An 18,707-nucleotide genomic window follows, 5' to 3' on the forward strand; every position below is an offset into this window, starting at 1 on the left:
CACTATCATGCCTGATCAGGAGAGGGTCCGTTGGTCTCTGTCGGGAGCGCAGTCCGGTATTTGGTTCGCGCAGCAGCTTGATCCAGACAACCCGATATTCAATACCGGTGAATGTGTAGAAATCCATGGACCTGTTGATCCAGAACGCTTCGAGACTGCTTTGCGCCGGGCCGTGACGGAGGCGGAAGCGCTGCATGTCTGCTTCGGAGAGGATCGGGACGGGCCTTGGCAGACTATCGTCCCGTCTTCCGGCTGGCCGCTGCATATCATAGATGTCAGCGGGCGAGAGGACCCGCACGAAGCGGCAGAAGCATGGATGAAGCATGATTTGGCCCAGCCTGTCGACCTGCTCAGCGGCCCGCTGTTTACGGAAGCTTTATTCAAGCTCGCACCCGATCGTTTCTATTGGTACCAGCGCATTCATCATATTGTAATCGATGGCTATGGCTTCTCGCTTCTGGCACGAAGGGTCGCTCAGATTTATACGGCGCTTGCCTACGATCTGCCGATCGGTGAGGAGGCATTTGGTTCTTTGCGCTCCATCCTGCAGGAAGATGCAGCTTATCGCGCATCAGAGCGGCTGGAGCAGGATCGTCAATTCTGGTTGGCGCGCTTCGCCGATGAACCCGAAGCGGTCAGTCTGGGCGAGCGTGCGCAGCGGACATCGCGCAGCTTTTTGCGCCGATCCGCGCAGCTGCCGTCACCCGTCATGAACGGTTGGCAGGCGGCTGCAAGCGGGTCGGGGACAAGCTGGCCGGATGTCTTGATTGCGGCTGCCGCCGTCTACGTACATCGGCTGACCGGCGCAGACGACGTCATACTCGGCTTGCCCGTGATGTGCCGGCTGGGCTCCGCAGCGCTGCGCGTTCCCGGCATGGTCATGAATTTGCTGCCTCTGCGTGTGGAGGTCCGGCCGGATATGAGTCTGGGCGAGCTGCTGCAGCAGGTGTCCCGGGAAATCCGCGATATAAGACGGCACCAGAACTATCGTCATCAGGATCTGCGTCGCGACCTGAAATTGCTAGGGGACAACCGGAGATTGTTCGGCCCTCTCATTAATGTGATGCCGTTTGTCGAGGATCTGAGCTTTGCCGGCTATCGGGGAAGGACACGCAACCTGTCGGCAGGGCCTGTGGATGATCTGACGATTAACGTGTACTGCAACTCCGACGTCAGCGGACTTCGTATCGACTTTGATGCGAACCCTGCGATTTACAGCGCAAGCGAGTTGATGCTGCATCAGCGGCGCTTTCTGCATTTGCTGGACAAGATTGCCGCTGCTGCCCCCGACCAGCCTATCGGGCGGCTGGAACTGCTTCTGCCCGAAGAACGCCGTCAGGTGTTGAGCGAGTGGAATGACACCGCGCATAATCTGCCGCAGACGAGCGTACCGGGATTGTTCGAGGAGCAGGTTGCCCGCACCCCTGATGCGGTTGCGGTTGTCTTTGATGATGCAATACTACGTTATGCCGAGTTGAACGCGCGTGCTAACCAGCTTGCGCATCTGCTGATTGCGCACGGTGCCGGTCCAGAGGGGATTGTGGCTCTGGCGCTGCCGCGGTCGGTAGAGATGGTCGTCGCCATACTGGCGGTGCACAAGACGGGAGCGGCATATTTGCCGATCGACCCGGATTATCCGTCCGATCGGATTGCTTATATGCTGGAAGACGCCGGACCGATGTGCCTCATAACGGTCACGGAGGTTGTCTCCAGACTGCCGGATTCCGGTGCGGCTCCTAAGCTCGTGCTTGATGAGCCTGCAACCATTGACAGACTTGGGCAGCATGCTAAGCATAATCCTAATGATGCTGACCGTATAGGCCGCTTGTCGCCGCTTCACCCTTCTTATGTGATATACACTTCCGGTTCGACTGGCAGACCTAAGGGGGTATTGCTCACATTTGAAGGTCTGACCAACCTGCTTTTTGCAATGCGGGATCGGTTTGCGCTTGATGGGCAGGATCGGCTGCTGTCTGTTACGACGATCTCATTTGATATTTCTGTCATGGAGGTGCTGCTGCCTCTCACGACCGGAGCCAGCATAGATATCGCCCGGAAGGATACGATTCTGGATCCGTCTGCTCTGGCGCAGAGAATCAAGGACACAGGAGCTACCATTATGCAGGCGACCCCGACACTATGGCAGGCGCTTGCTGCCAGCAATCCTGACAAGTTCGACGGGCTTACGATTATAACCGGGGGCGAGGCGCTCCCGATCGGACTTAAGATTGCCCTGCAAGATCTGAATTGCCAAGTCAACAACCAATATGGCCCGACGGAAACGACCATTTATTCGACAGCTGCACTGCTGGGTAATGAGCGCACGGGTAAGCCGTCTATTGGAGGTCCGATCTGGAACACGAGGCTATATGTTCTGGATGCAGCGCTGGAGCCTGTTCCGCCGGGAGTGGCGGGGGAACTATATATTGCTGGCGCCGGCTTGGCCCGTGGCTACTTGGGGCGGCCGGATCTGACGGCGGAGCGGTTCGTGGCGGATCCGTTCGGTCCGCCGGGCACCCGGATGTACCGCACAGGCGATCTCGTGAGATGGTTGGCGGACGGCTCCATCGATTACTTGGGACGCGCCGATCATCAGATTAAGCTGCGCGGCTTTCGGATCGAAGCGGGCGAAATCGAGGCTCTGATCGTCCAGCACGCTGACGTTGCTCAAGCGACGGTGATGGTCCGGGAGGATCAGCCAGCGGAGCGGCGTTTGGTCGCTTATGTGGTTCCGGTATCCTCATCAGGAATCGATCCGGCCGGACTGCGCCGTTATGTTACCGGCAAGCTGCCTGATTTTATGGTCCCATCCGCTGTCGTCACGCTTGATGCCATGCCTTTGACGCCGAACAAAAAGATTGATCGCAAGGCATTGCCAGCGCCTGATCTCGGCATGACGGCTGCGGGACGCGGCCCTCGGACACCGCAGGAGGAGATTCTATGCGCTCTATTCGCCGAAGTGCTTGGCCTGTCCCGTGTCGGCATCGATGACGACTTCTTCGCGCTGGGCGGTCATTCCTTGCTTGCCGGGCGGGTAATGGTTCGCATCCGTGAGGCATTTGGCGTCGAACTAAACATCGGCAGTCTTTTCGAGGCGCCTACGGTTGCGGAACTTGTCAAACGGATCGACTATGCGCAGGAGGCCAGACCGGCTATACGACCGGCCGTGCGGCCTGAGAGCGTTCCGTTGTCCTTCGCCCAACGGCGTTTATGGTTCCTGTATCGTCTGGAAGGGCCCAGCCCGACCTATAATATTCCGCTTGTAGCCCGTTTGTCCGGAGAACTGGATTTGCAGGCGCTGGAGGCGGCTCTCGGTGATGTGGCGAACCGGCATGAGACGCTGCGTACGGTGTTTCCCGATACGCAAGGTACATCGCGCCAGCTTATTCTGGATGCTGGAGAAGCACAGCCTGAGCTGATCCTGACGGAGGCCAGCGAGGCGGAACTGCCGGAACGGCTTGCGGAAGCCGTGCGTTACAGCTTTCAGCTATCGGCTGAGCCTTCGCTGCGGGCCCAACTGTTCGTGCTTGCTCCGAACGAGCATGTGCTGCTGCTGCTGCTGCACCATATTGCCGGGGACGGGTGGTCATTGACCCCGTTATCCCGCGATCTGTCCGCTGCCTATGCGGCACGCTGCCGGGACGAGCTTCCTGTATGGCCGCTGCTGCCGGTGCAATATGCGGACTATGCGATCTGGCAGGAGCGCCTTCTGGGAAGCGCTGGCGATCCTGATAGTCTTATTGCCCGCCAGCTCGATTTCTGGACGCGGACGCTTAAGGGCCTGCCGGAGCAATTGGATCTGCCGACTGATTATCCGAGGCCAACGGCAGCTAGCTACCAAGGCGGCACCATCCATTTCCAGATTAGCAGGCAACTGCACGGCCAGTTATTAGAGCTTGCCCGTGACAGCAAGGTGAGCCTATTCATGGTGCTGCAAGCCGCACTGGCCGTTCTTCTCACACGGCTTGGCGCTGGCACCGATATTCCGATCGGCAGCCCGATAACCGGACGGAGCGACGATGCGCTTGACGGTCTTGTCGGCTTCTTCATCAACACGTTGGTGCTTCGCACCGACACGTCAGGCGACCCAAGCTTCCGCGAACTGCTTGCCAGGGTCCGCGAGGTTAGCCTGGCTGCGTACGAGCATCAGGACTTGCCGTTTGAGCGTCTCGTAGAAGTGCTTAACCCCGTCCGATCCCGGGCCAGACATCCGCTCTTCCAGATTATGCTGGTGCTGCAAAATACGCCGGATGCAGCGCTGAATCTGCCAGGTGTTGCAGCCAGCCTTCATCTTCAAAGCGTGGGCACGGCGAAGTTCGACCTGACGGTGGAGCTGAATGAGCGCCGCGATGCGAATGGCGCGCCTAACGGCTTGGATGGAATTGTGGAATACAGTGCGGATTTGTTCAAGCGCAGTACAGCCGATGCGTTGGCAGCTCGTTATTTGCGCGTACTGGAGACTGCTGCTACTGAACCGAGTAAGTCTATCGGACAGCTTGATATTTTAACAACGGAAGAGCGTCACCGCATCCTGATGGAATGGAGCACGCCTGCGACCGCAACGCAGCAAGGTACTCTTCCGGGGCTGTTCGAGGCGCTGGCGGCCCGTTCGCCTGAGGCTATATCTGTCGTCTATGAAGGAGACTCCCTGAGCTATGAGGAGCTAAACATCCGGGCGAATCGGCTCGCGCATCTGCTTATCGCAGAAGGAGTAGGTCCCGAGCAGATTGTGGCTTTGGCGCTGCCGCGGTCTATAGAAATGGTTGTCGGCGTGCTGGCCGTGCTGAAAGCAGGGGCTGCCTACCTGCCACTCGATCCGGATTATCCTGTCGAACGGCTCGCTTATATGCTGGAGGACGCAGGTCCGGTCTGTATGGTGACAAGCACTCCGGTATCTTCCAAGCTGCCTGATACGGGAAGTCTGCCGCGTATTGTGCTGGATGAGTCTGGCGTCGAGGAGCGGCTGCGGCAATATTCGCCAGCCAACCCAAGCGACCATGAACGCAGGGGGCGTCTGTCTCCGCTTAGTCCGGCCTATATCATCTACACTTCAGGATCTACGGGCAGGCCTAAAGGAGTGCTCATCCCTCATCAGAACGTGGTGCGGCTGTTTGCGGCTACCGAGCATTGGTTCCACTTTGACTCTGATGATGTGTGGACATTGTTTCATTCCTATGCCTTCGATTTTTCGGTGTGGGAAATCTGGGGTCCGCTCCTGCATGGCGGCCGTCTCGTGGTGGTGCCGCATACGATCAGCAGGTCGCCGGGCGAGTTCCTGCATTTGCTCTCGCAAGAGGGCGTGACCGTCCTGAATCAGACGCCGTCCGCCTTCTATCAATTGATGCAAGCGGATCGGGAACAACCTGAGCTGGGGCAGACGCTCTCCCTGCGGTATGTTATTTTCGGCGGCGAGGCGCTGGAGCTTGGCCGGCTGGAGGACTGGTATCAGCGCCATCCGGATCATGCTCCCAGACTGATCAACATGTACGGCATTACCGAGACAACCGTGCATGTCAGCTACAATGAGCTTCACCAGCACAGCGCTGCCCCGGGAGCCAACAGCCTCATCGGCCGGTCAATACCAGATCTTCGAGTGTATGTGCTGGATGATGCGCTGCAGCCTGCTCTGCCCGGAGTGACGGGGGAAATGTATGTCGCCGGCGCTGGGCTGGCCCGCGGTTATTGGGGGCGTCCGGGGTTGACGGCTGAGCGGTTCGTTGCCGATCCATTCGGTCCGCCGGGCACCAGAATGTACCGCACCGGAGATTTGGCCAAGCGGCTCGCCGACGGCTCACTAGATTATCTGGGCCGAGCTGATCATCAGGTGAAGATTCGAGGCTTCCGCATCGAACCGGGCGAGATCGAAGCCGTGCTTGCCCGGCATCCCGAGGTGGCCCAGGCAGCGGTCGTGGTGCGCGAGGATCAGCCGGGAGACAAGCGTCTGGCAGCTTATGTGGTGTTCGCCGCGGAAGCAAGCCTTGAACCGGCCGAGCTGCGCCGATATGCCGCCTCCATTTTGCCTGATTATATGGTGCCGTCTGCGATGATAGGCATGGATGCTTTGCCGCTCACTCCGAATGGCAAGCTGGATCGCAAGGCGCTGCCGGCGCCTGATGTCTCCTTGGTGCTTGACGGCCGTAACCCGAGAACGCCGCAGGAGGAAGTTCTATGTGATTTGTTCGCCGAAGTGCTCGGGATGCGGCGCGTGGGGATTGATGACAGCTTCTTCGAGCTGGGCGGCCATTCGCTGCTTGCGGTCCGCCTCATCAGCCGCATCCGCGAAGCGATGGGCAGGGAACTGAGCATTGCCGTTCTCTTCGAGGCTCCTACCGCAGCCGGGCTCGCCGAAAGGCTCGATATGGGCGGTGGGCACAGCGCGCTGCAGGTTCTGCTGCCGCTCAGAACGCACGGCGCTCAGCTGCCGCTGTTCTGCGTCCATCCTGCAGGCGGACTAAGCTGGTGCTATGCCGGGCTGATGAAGCATCTGGGCATGGATTATCCAATCTATGGCTTGCAGGCCCGCGGCATTGCCCAGTCCGAGGAGCTTCCGAAGACGCTTGAGGAGATGACGGCAGATTATATTCAACATATTCGCTCGATTCAACCTACCGGTCCGTACCGGCTGCTAGGCTGGTCTCTTGGGGGCAATGTGGCGCATGCCATGGCCGTAAAGCTGCAAGAAGAGGGAGAAGAGGTCGCTTTTCTGGCCATGCTTGACGCTTACCCGAGCCATTACCTGCCTATTCGCGGAGAACCGGATGAGGAGGAGGCGCTGACCGCGCTGCTTGCTTTGGGCGGCTACGATAAGGACAGCATTGGCGACGTTCCGCTCAATATCGCCACCGCGATCGAGATTCTTCGCAGCGACAGCAGCGCATTGGCAAGCCTTGATGAAGCTACCATTATGAATTTGAAAGAAACATATGAGAATTCGGTTCGTCTTTTAGGGGCTTATGTTCCGCGAAGATTCGAGGGAGATCTGCTGTTCTTCCGCTCGACCATCATACCGGACTGGTTCGATCCGATTGAACCGGAGATGTGGGTTCCTTATATAGGCGGACAGATCGAGCGGCATGATATCGCATGCCGGCATAAGGACCTGTGTCAGCCTGGACCGCTTGCCGAGATCGGGGCTAGCCTCTTGGCCAAGCTGAAGTCTGCAAACGGCGCGGCAACAAGACTTGATGGGAGGGAGCTAATCTATGACTAATCCATTTGAGCAAGCGAACGGCTCTTATCTGGTGCTGATGAATGACGAGGGACAATATTCGCTTTGGCCTGCCTTCGCCATGGTGCCAGAGGGCTGGAGCCCTGTTCTGGGGCCGGAGATGCGCCAGGTGTGCTTGGACTACATCAACTCGCAATGGACGGATCTGCGGCCCCGCAGCCTATACGGCTCTTCGGATCTTGTTCAAGGAGAGAGGTAATGAAGGCTTGGTTGAATCCGAAAAAGGTAGTGTGCATCGTATACGTGGCAGCCATGTTCGTGGTTGCCATGGACGCCACCGTCCTGAACGTTGCGCTGCAGACGATTAGCCAGGAACTTCAAGTTCCGCCGGCCGCATCGGGAGCGCTCAATGTCGGCTACTTAGTAAGCCTCGCCATCGTTCTGCCGGTGGCGGGCTGGCTTGGCGACAAATGGGGGACGAAGCGCACTTTTTTGCTTGCGCTTGCCCTGTTCACAGGAGCCTCGGCATTGTGCGGCTTAGCCAATAATTTGACAGCCCTGACCGTATTTCGGGTTGTGCAAGGCATCGGCGGCGGCTTGCTTACTCCCGTAGGAATAGCGATGCTGTTCCGAACCTTTCCTCCTCAGGAGCGGGCCAAGGTATCCAGGGCCCTCATTCTCCCAATTGCGGTTGCCCCTGCAGTTGGGCCGATTGTGAGCGGGCTTCTAGTCGAACATTTCTCTTGGCGCTGGATATTTTATGTCAATCTGCCGATCGGGATTCCTGCTTTGCTGTTCGGCATCCTGTATTTGAAAGAGCATAAGGAGCCAGAGGCGGGACGCTTGGATCTTCCAGGCCTCCTCCTATCGGCGCCTGGCTTGGCTATGATGATGTATGCGCTGAGCCAAGGTCCAATGCAAGGGTGGAATTCCCCTGCGATCTTATCAACGGGGGTGATGGGCCTTATTCTCATATCCGCCCTTGTCGCCGTCGAGCTGCGCGTGAAGCAGCCGCTGCTTGATCTGCGGCTGTTAGGCGACCGCCTGTTCCGCACGACAGGTCTCGTCGCCATGTTCGCTGCAGCGGGCTTGCTGGGCATGCTCTACGTGTTCCCGTTGATGTACCAGAATGCTTTGCACGCCTCGGCGCTTGACACTGGCCTGACCACCTTCCCGGAGGCGCTGGGCCTTATGCTTGCTTCCCAGCTTGTGCCTTGGACTTATCCGAGGCTTGGACCGAAACGTGTCATCATCATAGGGCTATTGTGCACGGCTGCTATATTTGTGCTGCTGAGCATGATCGGATCCGACACCAACCCGTGGCTTATTCGGAGCTTGCTGTTCGGTGTCGGCATCTTCTTGGGGCATACGGTCGGCGCCGTGCAGATCGCGGCCTTCGCCAACATTCCCCCATCTTCGATGGGGCGCGCCTCCACTTGGTTCACCGTACAGAACAGGCTTGGGCCGGCAATAGGCTTGGCGATTCTGTCCGGCATCCTTGCCGCAGCAGGCACTAGTACGGTGAACGCCACGGGAGGCATGGAGCCCAATCTGATGGCTTACCGCGCGGCTCTGCTCGGCGCCGCAAGCTTCCTGCTTATAGGTCTATGCGTTGCGCTTCGTATCCGCGATAGCGATGCCGCTGCCACCATCCGCAAGCGGGCTCCGCTCAAGCCGGCGGAGGAAAGGCCTATTCAAGCTGAAGGATAAATAAACCTCCTGCTGCTGGCTGGCATCTCGACTAGTCGAACATGTTAGCATGCTCGAATCTACTTTTCTACTTTCCAGACCTTGGTTCAGCTCCCCTGAACTGAGGTCTTACTTTTATGCCTTTTTTGTGTCTTTCGTCACGCTGGACTGCAACATGAGGGAAGTTGTCAGTCATTCTGCCGTGTCGTCTCTGAGCAGGGATTGGATTCTGTCCAGCGTTTTGGCGATTTGAGTGCGACAAGATGTAGAACCACTGGAAAAGATCCAGTGGGATCCGGCTTGAACGGTTGTGTACAGAGGAAATCCCGGTTTTGACTGGACGATTTCCAATAGAAAGGCGAGCTTACGCTGCAAACACGCCAGTAGACTGTATATTTTCCAATGGATCGAATGGTGATTGGAATGAAAAGTAACATCATGCTGTTTGTCTGCATTTATCCAACAGGTAGTTCGCTTTTATCTAGCTCCACTCTCCCAATGGTTCAGTACAGTGGAAAACGTTGTACGGCAAGCATAGCCCCCGCAGCTCCCAGATTTTGTGCCTGTTAATCGTTGACACGGGAGAGGTTATCGAACATTTTACCACTGTCGAGATGTCCTCCTTATCCATTCCGCGCTTTCGCCCACTCTTCCCTTCGCTCAGCATCTACCGATTTCCGCATGTCTCAGTCGCTAGACGATGTTATCTTACGGTGATGTTGCTGCATCATCTGGGAAGCAACGGGCACATGTGACTCAAAGGTAACCTCACCTATCGGCAGGATACCCATTCTGAACGAGTGGGAGAGTGGAGAAAAGCGATTGGCAGTGTATCGTGATTGGCTGGAATCGGCTTTCCCAGTGCGCGTGTTAAGAGAGCTTGGCATGCTGGCGGTCAAACCGCATCCGGCCGTGGAATCATCTTGCCCCGAACCTGCTTGTCACAGGATTTTTTTCCTGCAACCAAAACTAAACCGCAAGCTGAAACATCTTAAATGAAGGTCCAGACGATCTCTTGTTTTTGTCGGGCGAGAATAATAACCAGGCTACGATAAATAAAGAAACTGGCGAGAACGATGGAGTTACGCTTTTTTTGAAAGCTGATGAAGTGGATGAAATATTGAGGAAGGCGGCTTTAAAGGCTCTTCAGGAGCTTGATCCATCACAAACGGCTTCTTTTAATACAGAGCAACGCTCCTATTATAAAGATGGGGAGATACTTACAGCCTTAAGAAATAAAAAGGTGTCGGTCATCCTGATGGATGACAAGGTAGACGTCATTCGGCTGAGTTATTCGTATGATAAAGTGCCTCCAACTGTAAAAAAAGGTGCTGGGAAGCTGTTACAGTTGTTGAATGCAAGTAAATCCTTCAAAATAACGGAAGGTAATTTGACCTTTATTAAGAATAAATCTTCTTGGGGGTTTAGATCCTTTAAGCAAGGATGATAAAAACATTCAGATAGGGATTGATGGAGAAACGGGTGCGCCAACAAGTTACTTTATATCCTCGGCTTCGGTTGGATCTTTATTAAGCATTAACGATAACAAATACAGCAAATTCAAAAACGTTAAAGTGCTAGCCTCCGTCAAGCCACAAGTGAAGAAAGTGTTTGGCATTGATTTGACGGGTTACAGCGTAACGCGGGGAAAAGGCGAAACGGCTAACCTGTTTACGTTTACAAAGAGCGGCGAGCCAAGCGTTAGAGGTTTTATTAATAAAAAGGGAGAGTTCTATCAATTTGATATAACAAGGGAGTAGATAGAACGTATTAACTAACGCATGCATTCGTCTCGGACGGTGCATGCATTTTTATCATTAGGCAGCATTGCTGTCATGCATCAACTTATTTTTTAAATAGTCGGCTATATGCTGATGGAATTCATGAATGAGTCAGACAATCCTCGATAAATTGAATGACCTCTTGACGAATAGGAACCAAGCCCTGATCTGTCGAGGCGGGATCCTTCCGCTCCCAAAATTTATTCATCAGCGCTATGTCTCCCGCAAAGGTCAGCTCCGAGAGCCGAACGATCTCCGCTGCAATCGCTGCGCCCTCTGCCGATTGCGGCCTGGTGCCCTCTTGAATGCATCGTTCAATACGGACGATGAGCCCAATCCACTGCCGAGTTATCTCGTCATTATTTTCCAGCTTGGGGAGGCGGGCTTTCAGCACCTGAAGCTCCTCATCATTAAAATAAGCCTGCCACGGCTTCGGACCCGGCTGGGATCTTTGCACGAGCGGAAGCAGCGTATCCCAGTGGAACTCTCCTTCAAGCTCATGGAAATGAAGCAGCGATGTCGTATTATTCAAGCTCTATTGAAGCTGAGCTAACTGATTCTCCAAAAGTTTCTGATGCGCTTTAAGAATTTGCCGGATCGACAGCTCGTCCAGTAGGCTCTGAATGTCGCTAAGAGGCAGTGATAACGACTTCAGCAGCATGATTTTCTCCAGTCTAAGCAAATCCTCTTCTGAGTATAGGCGTCTGCCTCCGGCCTCCTTGCTCCCCAAAAAGATGGGGTGGGCTGAGGTAGGCATCCGCTCCTTTCCCCGCAAATACCTGATGTCCATCGCCATTTGGTCTTTCGTTCTGCTCGCGGCGAGCCTGCTGATATTGTACCTGATGTCCCTTTTTGGAGGAAGCTATGAAAATAGCAAAACAGAGAGTATTCAAAGCCAGATATCCCTATTCACGGTCCTGATTGCCGTTGTGTCAGCAGGCATCGTATCGCCCGTCTATGAGGAAATTTTCTACCGGGGCTTTCTGTACCGCTGGTTGCGCACGCGCTGCGGCAGGGGATGGGCTTCATTCTTAAGTTCGGCCATCTTCATGGCGGCTCATATTCCGACCTACAACACACTCGCAATCAGTTTTGTCGCAGGCCTGATTTTCGCTTGGACTTATGAGAACACGAAATCAGTCATTCCCGGCATGATCGCGCACGGGCTGACGAACACGATTTTCGTGCTGCTGACGGTTACCGGATAATAGGCATACTTCTTTTTGTGAATGAATAGACGAGTTTGTCCTTTAGTCATTTATATGACTTCTCCGCTTGATTCTGACGTATAGTAGTTGGGTTTATAGTAGAGTGCAGGAGGGGAGTGATATGGAGAAAGATGAGACTTTCAGGAAATATACACGCTCAGGAAGATGGATAGCAGGCGCCTTGCTGTCTTTTAAAGACCACTGGAAACTCTTGAATTTCGATACATGAACCGTTGTTTTTAGGTTGAGCTTAAAAAAAGTCTCTGATCCATAAGTTCGTCTGCCAGCTGGTTATTTACAACCACTCGGTAAATCACATCAGAATTTTTGTGCCTAGCAATGCACTCTTTTAGTTTTTTCGTATTGTTAAACAATGCAACCAGTTCTTGTTCAGAATCCAAAACGAGTCCATTTTTAAAGTGCTTTGTCTGATCTGCAATATTTCCGCTGTCTTTGTATGTGATAACAAAACAGTTCGCCGCAAGACTTTCGTAATAGGTGTAATTATATGTGCCAAACCAGTTTGACCATAGAAGTACAACGTCAATCTCATGTTCTATCAGCCTTGACGTTGTATCCTGCGTAGAACCATTGTGAAAACTCGTGTCAACAAAAATCGTCTCAGGCAACGTTATATTAGCGTAAAAAAAATGATAAAATTCATAATCTGATTTATTGGAAATTCCATTCAACTTTACCCAAGCATCCCAGCCCTTATTGCTGAGGGGATGGCCTGGATATGCGACTCTTATTCTGCGATCTTCCAATGAATAGGAAGTAGATATATTTTTCGACGGTATGATATTTTGATGGGAAACAACGCGAACATTTTGCTCTAAATGCTGAAATATACGTAAAAATATCCGTTTCCCATTTTCCGAAGGTGCCACGACGACTACTTTATGTTTGATAAACAGCTCATTTATACTGTCATATTGCGCTTCGCGGCCCTCCCCGTGACGACAGGTTGCACAACGAGGTGAACCGACGGGTGCCGGACCGCAAAATTCCTCATCATTATAAAACAAATAAATATTTCTACAAATGGAGTAATAATCATGCAAGATATGAAGGAGCTCTATATCCTTTTTTTCTTTTATTCTGCTGACGATCTCATCAATCATTGCTATATTCATACCGAATAAACTATTGAGAAAAATGCGTAAGAGATTGATTTTGTTTGCTGCAATAAGATTTCCAAAACAATGCCCCACTTGCCATGCCGCCAAAAAGCACGTTGTTTCACCATCAATCACAACTTCTACAAGCAAATTATTAGATCCGATGGTATGCACATCTTGGTTACTGACAGTGAATAATGCAACATTAGAAATGTTGCGATCATTCATCATTTTTTGATGTTCTACTTCGTATTTTTGTGCACCGCCGGTAATCTTTCGGTAGTCGTCATGACAAAATGAAATCACGCAGTCCTTATATGTTAAATGTTGAAAAATCTTTTCAAAGGCCTCACTATACATCAATTCTTAAGCACCCTCTTTTTGAATTATCAATAAATTGCCTCAACTTTAAGAACAACTCACATGCTTGAAATTGCCTCATCAGCTTCGTTCGATCTTCATTATTTAAAGAAGGGTAGGAGCTTTTAGCAAATGCATCTAGAATGCGCTCCAATTGATGGATCTGTTCAGCAGTAAAGCCTTGTCTTTCCAAGCCGACTTTGTTTACTTTTTTGATCAGCGCAGGATTGCCATCTACCAGAAAATAAGGCGGGATATCCCTGACCACCTTAGCCATTGCACCGATCATTACATATTTGCCCACGCTAGAAAACTGATGTGTGAACGCAGACATACCAACATGGGCATAATCATCGATCTTGGTGTACCCGGAAATCCGTACATGGGCAGACAGTGTAGCTGAATTTCCTATTATCACGTCATGGCCCAGGTATGCGCCGTGTCCAATATGATTGCTATTTCCAATGATTGTATTGCCGTCCGGATCTTTCGACCTCGCAATGACTGTATGATCATTGATCATATTATTTGAACCAATAATAAGTCCGGATGCGATTGATTGATCAAAACCTTTAAGATTTGGCAAGGCACCAATAGAACAAAAACTTCCAATGCATGTACCGCTGCCTATGGAAGTGTTTGCATGAATCTTTGTATGGCTGCAAATGGTTACTCCATCACCAATACTTACTTGATCACCGATGATGGAAAATTCACCGATGCTGACTTTTTTTCCTATAATTGAATTCTGGCTAACATACGCACTTTCATGAATCACTTTTTAGCCATCTCCATTCGTAGGAGCTTTTCAGCCTGTTCAATTATTTGACATTGGTTACTTATACTTCGAAATGATTGATCGCGGTAACAATTCGCTCTATTTCATCTTGCATTACTCCTGGATGAACAGGAATTGAGACCACTTCATGTTTCATTCTGTTTGTAACTTCTAGTCTTTTATCATATTCTTTTTCTAAAAAATCAGTCGATCTATAACAGGCTTGCTCCGGAATCGAATAGGGATAATAAATGGAAGTACCTATCCCTTCCTTTTCCATATATGCAATAAATGCATCCCTTTTCCCATTCAAAATACGCAATGTGTATTGATTATATACATGCCTTACCCCACGAACCTCTTGCGGCTTGATTATGTTGCAATGCGCAATATTTTTATCATAATACGTTGCGTTTTTTCTTCTAACAGAATTGAAATGATCCAGCTTTTTTAGTTGACATAAACCAATCGCCGCTGCAATCTCAGACAGACGATAATTGTATCCAATGAATTCAAATTGATTCCTTCCTTTAATACCATGCTGAATGAGTTGACTTGCGAAGCCGGCTGCCTTTTCATCCTTCATAACAACCATACCGCCTTCTGCGGTTGTCATATTCTTTGTCGGGTAAAAACTGAATGCGCCAGCATCCCCGAATGTTCCCAATTTACGCCCTTTCCATTCTGCTCCATGTGCCTGCGCACAATCTTCTATGAGCAGCAATCGGTGCCGATTTGCAATTTCCGTGATTTTATCCATATCACAACTTTGACCGAACAAATGAACAATTACGATAGCTTTTACGCCTACATGCTCTTGAAAAATCTGTTCGATACTATCGGCAGAGATGTTCAAGGTGGTTTCATCAATATCCGCAAAAAGTGGAATTCCTCCAGCATGTACAATCACATTGGCTGTCGCAATAAATGAGTACGCTGTGGTAATGATTTTATCTCCTTCTTTGATTCCAAGTGCTCGGAGTGCTATTTCCAAAGCTGTTGTACCAGAAGAGACAGCAATGCAAAATCCATGGCGCAGATACTCTGAAAATGCTCGTTGAAACTGCAAGACATTCTCTCCGCTTGCCAATTGCCCACTTTTCAATACAGCACTTACTGCATTTATCTCCTCTTGACCAATCTGTGGTTGCGCAATTTTAATCATACTTACGATCCTTTACTCCCAATATTTTTGCCATTGCAAAGGAATCAGCCACTTCACACCCTAACATGCGAATCATCGTTGCAGATCGATCTACAAATTCCACATTGTTTTTTACCGGAATACCTTTCAATAAATAACGATTGTCCTCCATCCCTGTCCGAATTACATCACAGCCATTTAAGATGGAAATGAAATTAACCGGTAACTGCATTCCTGCAATTCCGGCTGCAGACCAATTGAAACCCTTTTTATCAGAGTCGAGAATCCATTGAATATTTTTATAGGTAGGCTTCATCCCGCCGATTGAACCAATGACAAATTGGATATAAGCATTGTCTTCAATATAACCGAGCTCAACCAAGCGCATGAATTCTTTAAACATTGGAGGATTAAATATCTCAAATTCCGGCTTAACTTCATACTGTTTCATTGCTTGAAGCATATCGATGACAAATTTTTTGTTGTTTTTAATACCACCGTCAGGTCGTTTGAGAGAAGTCACTTCTAGCGAGGCTAAATCCGGTTGTAATTCCATTAATCTGATCCGTTCCTTATCCGATACTCGAACAAGGTGATTTGAGGTGGAAATGCACACCAGGATGTCGCTTTTTTCACGAATTCCGGTCAACACTTCCTTGTATAATGAAGCTTCCAGCGATGGTCTTTCATCCTTGTCGCGAACATGGATATGAACGATCGCAGCCCCTGCACAGGAACATTCATAAGCGCAATTGATAATTTCATCAACGGTAACAGGAAGACCTGGCATTGTTTCTTTTCTGGTCATAGAACCGGTAATCGCTGCACATATGCCAATTTTCTTCATTGTGCTCCTTCTGGTGTTTGTATATAAAACACCATTCACAAAAAGTATTTAAAAAATCACCAGCTTAATATGATTTATATTTATCTTTACAGCGCCATGAATTAATGTTCGGACACCTTCATTTTAACGAATGGATTCGTGAAATAAAATAAGTTATAAGCCCAACTTTCCGTCAAAATCGTGCAAAGCCTTGATTTGACTGGGTTTTCGAACCGGAGATTCGAGTGTGGTGAATCTGGTTCTCACCCTCTCGGGGTTCCACCAAACAAAAAACACGCCATTAGGCGTGTCCGTATTTGTGATTGGTGGAGCCAAGGGGGCTCGAACCCCTGACTGCAAGTTGCCTGTGGCTATGAAGAGCGGGATGTTCATGGCCGCTGAGGGCTTTACTCGGATTCGGCCTGTTTGACATGAAGCATTTGTTGCAGCAGTTGCTTTATTTCTTTCTCAGGAAAGACCGCTAATAATACTTCTTCAAAAGTCTCTTGTGCCCTGTCGAGCTTGTCTTGGCCTATCGGTGTCAACGAAGTATAAATACTTCTGCGATCATCATCGCAGGCAAGTCTTTTTAAAGCTCCGCAGCCCTTTGCTTCAAATCGGCTAACAAGTCTGGATACGGCGCTCTGGCTTAAACCAACCATGGACTCCAACTGTTGCAATTTCAATTTTTTCTCTGGAGCCTCCGACAAAAACAAAAGCAAATAAAATTCTTTTAAAGACAACTGATACTTCTGTTGTAAATTCGCTTCCAATTCATTGGCTACGTTCATTTGTATATGAGTTAAAGTCAACCAATTAGTAATAAGGTCATTGTTAAGAGTATTCTCCATCTCATAATTCCTCTCCTGAGCGTAAGCTACTGATGAATGTAATGAATCTTAATTATCCTTTTAGCATTATAACATTAATGAGGCGCAGCTGTCCGAATTCAAGCTTTTGCCAACTCAACACCGATGTGGTGTAAAAAAGAGACCAGCTCAAGCTAATCATGCTGGTCTCCTAACAGGAGTCATCATATTTAGTCTTTATTTTTTCGTTCTAGGAAATCCAAATTTATACTGCTTAGGAATATCTGCCTCTTTATTAAGTTGAACGGCAGCCTCCAACGCCCAGTAAGGATTTCTCAACATCCCCCGTCCTACCGCAACAAGGTCAGCCTCTTCATTGCCTATTACCGCATCGGCAAGCGCCGGTTCATCCAATCTTCCAACCGCTATAACTGGAACATCCAGATTCTGCTTGATTGCTCTGGCTAACGGCACTTGATAAGCTGCATGGGAACCTGGTTTTTCGCTAGTGGCGATGGGTCCAACCCCAATAGGTCCTTCACCGCCTGTACTAATATGGAAAATATCTGCTCCCGCTTCTTTATAGGCCTTGCTGAACTCCAGACTCTCGTTAATTCCGTATCCGCCCTCCACATATTCCTTGGCAGAAATACGTAGAATTAGAGGCATCCCAGCCGGCATTTCGCTTTTGGCAGCGCGAATAACTTCTTGACCGAACAGAGTTAAATCTTGTCCATACTCATCCGTTCTGTGGTTGGTTAACGGTGAATGAAACTGATGAATGAGATAACCGTGCGCACCATGAAGCTCAATGACATCAACTCCCGCTTTGACAGCTCGCGCTACGCCTTGACGGAATTTCTCGATCATTGCTTTTACTTCTGCAGTCGTTAGTTCTCTTGGCGTTTTAGACTTAGCGTCAAACGGAATTGCCGATGGCGCTACAGGAACCGCCGCATCTTCGGCCTTGCGTCCTGCGTGCGCAATTTGAATGCCCACCTTGGCGCCATAAGCATGACAACCCTCAACGATTCTAGCTAACGCAGGAATTTGGTCATCGGACCAGATCCCAAGATCAAAATCAGAAATGCGGCCATCAGGCTCAACATCGGTCATTTCAATAATAATCAACCCAGCTCCACCGATAGCCCGGCTCACATAATGCATATAATGCCAATCAGTAGCGATCCCATCTTTGTCGCTGACTGAATATTGACACATCGGAGGCATAACTACACGGTTTTTCAGTTTCAATTCCATCATTTCATAGGGGGTAAATAAATCCTTCATGACTTATCTCCTCTTTATATGCTATCTGGATTTGGCATGCTCATATAGGGTGTACAAAATGTTCAAACGAAATTATATATGCATGCTCATGCATTTAATATAATGAATACAGCTGCTTCTGTCAACATTTTTTAAACTCCAACGGATATCAGCTTGGAGAAATGTGATCAGTCTATCCCTGCCCTAGGACTAAAATAATCGCCTTGCCCCTTTGAAAAAGGACAAGGCGATTTATTTTTTTCGAGAAATACACTCCCTAGCTTTGAGGAACACTCCCGATTACGGGTTGTTTTTCCTTGTCAGGGGAGCGTGACTCAGTTGAAGGCTCTTCCGCATCACTTGGCTTGCGTGCCGGAGCGCATGCGCTCAAGAGCGCCAACGTACAACTTACCACCATCAATTTCATGTAAAGCGCGCGTGTCACCCATCTCATTCCTTTTCCCTTTGTAATTGTCTGGATATGAACATGACTATATGTATATATACGGTAAAAAAGGAAAAATACCTCTTAGTTCTGTAGTAATTTCATGAAA

15 protein-coding genes are annotated in these 18,707 nt (G+C 50.3%); 7 read left to right on the forward strand and 8 right to left on the reverse strand.

Annotation, left to right across the window (positions count from 1 at the left end; genetic code table 11):
* Positions 1-7 precede the first annotated feature (7 nt).
* The 6 genes from M3650_RS22165 (at position 8) to M3650_RS22190 (ending at position 10,617) form a co-directional block, all read left to right on the forward strand.
* Positions 8-7,210, forward strand: coding sequence for an amino acid adenylation domain-containing protein (locus M3650_RS22165; protein ID WP_251577868.1), 7,203 nt, complete (start codon positions 8-10; stop codon positions 7,208-7,210).
* Positions 7,203-7,427: an MbtH family protein gene (locus tag M3650_RS22170; RefSeq protein ID WP_233697343.1), complete on the forward strand. Its 225-nt coding sequence runs from the start codon at positions 7,203-7,205 to the stop codon at positions 7,425-7,427. The genes M3650_RS22165 and M3650_RS22170 overlap by 8 nt, the downstream gene beginning before the upstream one ends.
* Positions 7,427-8,878: a DHA2 family efflux MFS transporter permease subunit gene (locus tag M3650_RS22175; protein ID WP_251577870.1), complete on the forward strand. Its 1,452-nt coding sequence runs from the start codon at positions 7,427-7,429 to the stop codon at positions 8,876-8,878. The genes M3650_RS22170 and M3650_RS22175 overlap by 1 nt, the downstream gene beginning before the upstream one ends.
* Positions 8,879-9,679: 801 nt before the next feature.
* Positions 9,680-9,856, forward strand: coding sequence for a hypothetical protein (locus M3650_RS22180; RefSeq protein ID WP_251577872.1), 177 nt, complete (start codon positions 9,680-9,682; stop codon positions 9,854-9,856).
* 22 nt (positions 9,857-9,878) lie between these two features.
* Positions 9,879-10,304, forward strand: a complete 426-nt coding sequence (locus M3650_RS22185) for a hypothetical protein (protein ID WP_251577874.1) — start codon at positions 9,879-9,881, stop codon at positions 10,302-10,304.
* A 151-nt stretch (positions 10,305-10,455) separates the two neighbouring features.
* Positions 10,456-10,617: a hypothetical protein gene (locus tag M3650_RS22190; protein ID WP_251577876.1), complete on the forward strand. Its 162-nt coding sequence runs from the start codon at positions 10,456-10,458 to the stop codon at positions 10,615-10,617.
* A gap of 121 nt (positions 10,618-10,738) precedes the next feature.
* On the opposite strand, the gene M3650_RS22195 is transcribed toward M3650_RS22190, so the two are convergent.
* Both M3650_RS22195 and M3650_RS22200 read right to left on the reverse strand, forming a co-directional pair.
* Positions 10,739-11,170: a hypothetical protein gene (locus M3650_RS22195; RefSeq protein ID WP_251577878.1), complete on the reverse strand. Its 432-nt coding sequence runs from the start codon at positions 11,168-11,170 to the stop codon at positions 10,739-10,741.
* A gap of 3 nt (positions 11,171-11,173) precedes the next feature.
* Positions 11,174-11,368: a MerR family transcriptional regulator gene (locus M3650_RS22200; protein WP_251577880.1), complete on the reverse strand. Its 195-nt coding sequence runs from the start codon at positions 11,366-11,368 to the stop codon at positions 11,174-11,176.
* A 52-nt stretch (positions 11,369-11,420) separates the two neighbouring features.
* Here M3650_RS22200 and M3650_RS22205 point away from each other — a divergent pair, with 52 nt between their 5' ends.
* Entirely contained in the window at positions 11,421-11,846 is a 426-nt protein-coding gene (locus M3650_RS22205; RefSeq protein WP_019419394.1) for a CPBP family intramembrane glutamic endopeptidase, read from the forward strand.
* A gap of 239 nt (positions 11,847-12,085) precedes the next feature.
* Here M3650_RS22205 and M3650_RS22210 read toward each other — a convergent pair whose 3' ends face one another.
* From M3650_RS22210 to M3650_RS22235, 6 genes are all read right to left on the reverse strand, one after another.
* Positions 12,086-13,330, reverse strand: a complete 1,245-nt coding sequence (locus M3650_RS22210; protein WP_251577882.1) for a glycosyltransferase family protein — start codon at positions 13,328-13,330, stop codon at positions 12,086-12,088.
* Entirely contained in the window at positions 13,320-14,105 is a 786-nt protein-coding gene (locus M3650_RS22215) for a hypothetical protein (protein ID WP_251577884.1), read from the reverse strand. Before M3650_RS22215 ends, M3650_RS22210 begins: the two co-directional genes overlap by 11 nt.
* Positions 14,106-14,166: 61 nt before the next feature.
* Complete coding sequence (locus M3650_RS22220; protein ID WP_251577886.1) at positions 14,167-15,270, reverse strand: DegT/DnrJ/EryC1/StrS family aminotransferase; 1,104 nt, start codon at positions 15,268-15,270, stop codon at positions 14,167-14,169.
* Entirely contained in the window at positions 15,263-16,096 is an 834-nt protein-coding gene (locus tag M3650_RS22225) for a beta-keto acid cleavage family enzyme (RefSeq protein WP_251577888.1), read from the reverse strand. The genes M3650_RS22220 and M3650_RS22225 overlap by 8 nt, the downstream gene beginning before the upstream one ends.
* Positions 16,097-16,482: 386 nt before the next feature.
* Positions 16,483-16,926 carry a MarR family winged helix-turn-helix transcriptional regulator gene (locus tag M3650_RS22230; RefSeq protein WP_251577890.1) on the reverse strand — a complete coding sequence of 148 codons (444 nt, stop codon included), beginning with the start codon at positions 16,924-16,926 and terminating at the stop codon, positions 16,483-16,485.
* Between the two features lie 195 nt (positions 16,927-17,121).
* Positions 17,122-18,174, reverse strand: a complete 1,053-nt coding sequence (locus M3650_RS22235; protein WP_251577892.1) for an NADH:flavin oxidoreductase/NADH oxidase — start codon at positions 18,172-18,174, stop codon at positions 17,122-17,124.
* Positions 18,175-18,707: the final 533 nt, after the last annotated feature.

The sequence above is a fragment of the Paenibacillus sp. MER TA 81-3 genome, from assembly GCF_023713585.1.
Taxonomy (GTDB): domain Bacteria; phylum Bacillota; class Bacilli; order Paenibacillales; family Paenibacillaceae; genus Paenibacillus_B; species Paenibacillus_B profundus.

Coding starts and splice junctions, on each gene's coding strand:
- M3650_RS22165 (WP_251577868.1), top strand. CDS start 8: ATGCCTGATCAGGAGAGGGTCCGTTGGTCTCTGTCGGGAGCGCAGTCC.
- M3650_RS22170 (WP_233697343.1), top strand. CDS start 7,203: ATGACTAATCCATTTGAGCAAGCGAACGGCTCTTATCTGGTGCTGATG.
- M3650_RS22175 (WP_251577870.1), top strand. CDS start 7,427: ATGAAGGCTTGGTTGAATCCGAAAAAGGTAGTGTGCATCGTATACGTG.
- M3650_RS22205 (WP_019419394.1), top strand. CDS start 11,421: ATGTCCATCGCCATTTGGTCTTTCGTTCTGCTCGCGGCGAGCCTGCTG.
- M3650_RS22220 (WP_251577886.1), bottom strand. CDS start 15,270: ATGATTAAAATTGCGCAACCACAGATTGGTCAAGAGGAGATAAATGCA.
- M3650_RS22225 (WP_251577888.1), bottom strand. CDS start 16,096: ATGAAGAAAATTGGCATATGTGCAGCGATTACCGGTTCTATGACCAGA.
- M3650_RS22230 (WP_251577890.1), bottom strand. CDS start 16,926: ATGGAGAATACTCTTAACAATGACCTTATTACTAATTGGTTGACTTTA.
- M3650_RS22235 (WP_251577892.1), bottom strand. CDS start 18,174: ATGAAGGATTTATTTACCCCCTATGAAATGATGGAATTGAAACTGAAA.